Consider the following 1,618-nt stretch of genomic DNA (forward strand, 5'->3'; position numbering starts at 1 on the left):
GTGCCTAAGACTAAATATTGGTGTAAGCAGAAAAAACTTAATTGCCAAAAACTTTTAAATTAGGTGCGGAATGTAGGCTATAATATATGGAAACTACAAATGAAAATATTTGTAATGGCTTGGGTATAAAGATACAAATTAAGGCAAATGTAGGAGTCTTGTTTGGATTGATAGTATGGCTTTTAATGAACATACTCATGGAGAAGTTTATGCTTAATATTGATTCATTCACTATAAGTAGTATTTGGTGCGAAGCATGGTTTTTGCGAGGCTAGGTAGGTCTGCTTTCAATCTAAATAAGAGGTTTTGCATCAAACTTTAATTTTCAATCTTCCAGGAAAAACCAAAGAGAGGTTCGAGTCCTCTCCCTCGCATTTTATTTGAAAGCAAGTACTTCCGATATAATATGAGAAATTATCTGCATCCAATTTTGAACAACAATTTTGTTAATCTCCAATTTTAAGTCATCAGTTAGATACCGGGATATATCCTTCGCAGCCTACCTTCTAGATACTCTCTAGAGAATTGCTTGGCTTGTTCTGTAGTGTTTGCAATCTTGATCATTAGTTTTCTCTAGTGAATTTTAAGCAAGCATAGCCTGGTTGCAATTTTTTCAGCTAAAAATCAATGAAAATCCAACAACGCAGGAAGAACATACCTATTCACATCCTATTTATGATACAAGGCTCACGTAAAATTCGGTCAAAAATTACCCAATTTACGTTTGCTCAAAACCAGTCGGTAAATTGGGGCACTTTATTATATCTTTGAATAATCTATTTTCTGAAATAGCTCATCTGGTTTGCAATTAATCCATTCAGAGTAATTAAAGTTATATCTTTCCTCAACGGGCCAATCGGGAAATTTAATTCTGAAATAGCTTCCCATGGCTGATTCCATACCATCTTGAGGTCTAAAGCCACTAATTTTTAAACCGGGATCAGTGGGTGAAAAATCTTCAGTATAAAATTGGGAGGACAGTAAGACTAATAAACCACATAAAGAGTCAATTAAATTTTCAAAAGAGGCATGATGAAATTCTTCATGACGATTATGTTTTGTTTTGTTATAAGCTTGATACCAACTAGGACTATATAATTCTGTTTTTGCCCAGCTAGAAAATGGTGTTCTTATTGCTTTATTACCAACCCAATGGGGTAACTTTACTTTGTAGGTAGATAATTTGTGGGTCTTTTCTAGCTTTTTATAGTCGTCAATATCCATATCCAATGAGTGCCCATCTTTGTCCTTTTTTTCATAGCCATTTTCTTTTAATACACCTTTAAAATTTGCTTCAACTTCTATACAAGAGCGCATTAGAAGTTCATGAGTTCTAAATGAATAACATTTAAGATTCTTATCAGCTGGTTCAATATAATCAAAAATCTCTTGTAAATCTTTCTGAAGCAGAAGAAATGCTCTTACATATTGTTCTGGAGACTTTGCATAATTTGGGTGCATTATATATTGACCAAAATAAGAGCCATTGGTAAATTGCCTACAATTTCTGTGATATGGTTTAGATATAGCCATACCTCTGTCTGTTAGCAGTGGTATAAAAGCGCGGATAAATGGCGCAGGTTACCCCCAATCCTTCAAGCCCCATCCTTGGGTGATA

1 protein-coding gene is annotated in these 1,618 nt (G+C 34.3%); it reads right to left on the reverse strand.

The genetic code is table 11. The annotated features are described in order from the left end of the window. Window positions 1-759: 759 nt before the first annotated feature. Window positions 760-1,533, reverse strand: coding sequence for a hypothetical protein (locus ACQY7T_RS11290; protein ID WP_428413470.1), 774 nt, complete (start codon window positions 1,531-1,533; stop codon window positions 760-762). Window positions 1,534-1,618: the final 85 nt, after the last annotated feature.

The organism is Legionella sp. (assembly GCF_965140895.1).
Classification (GTDB): domain Bacteria; phylum Pseudomonadota; class Gammaproteobacteria; order Legionellales; family Legionellaceae; genus Legionella.

Bases quoted from the DNA above. Each gene is read 5' to 3' on its own strand.
- ACQY7T_RS11290 (WP_428413470.1), bottom strand. From the start codon at position 1,533: ATGGCTATATCTAAACCATATCACAGAAATTGTAGGCAATTTACCAAT.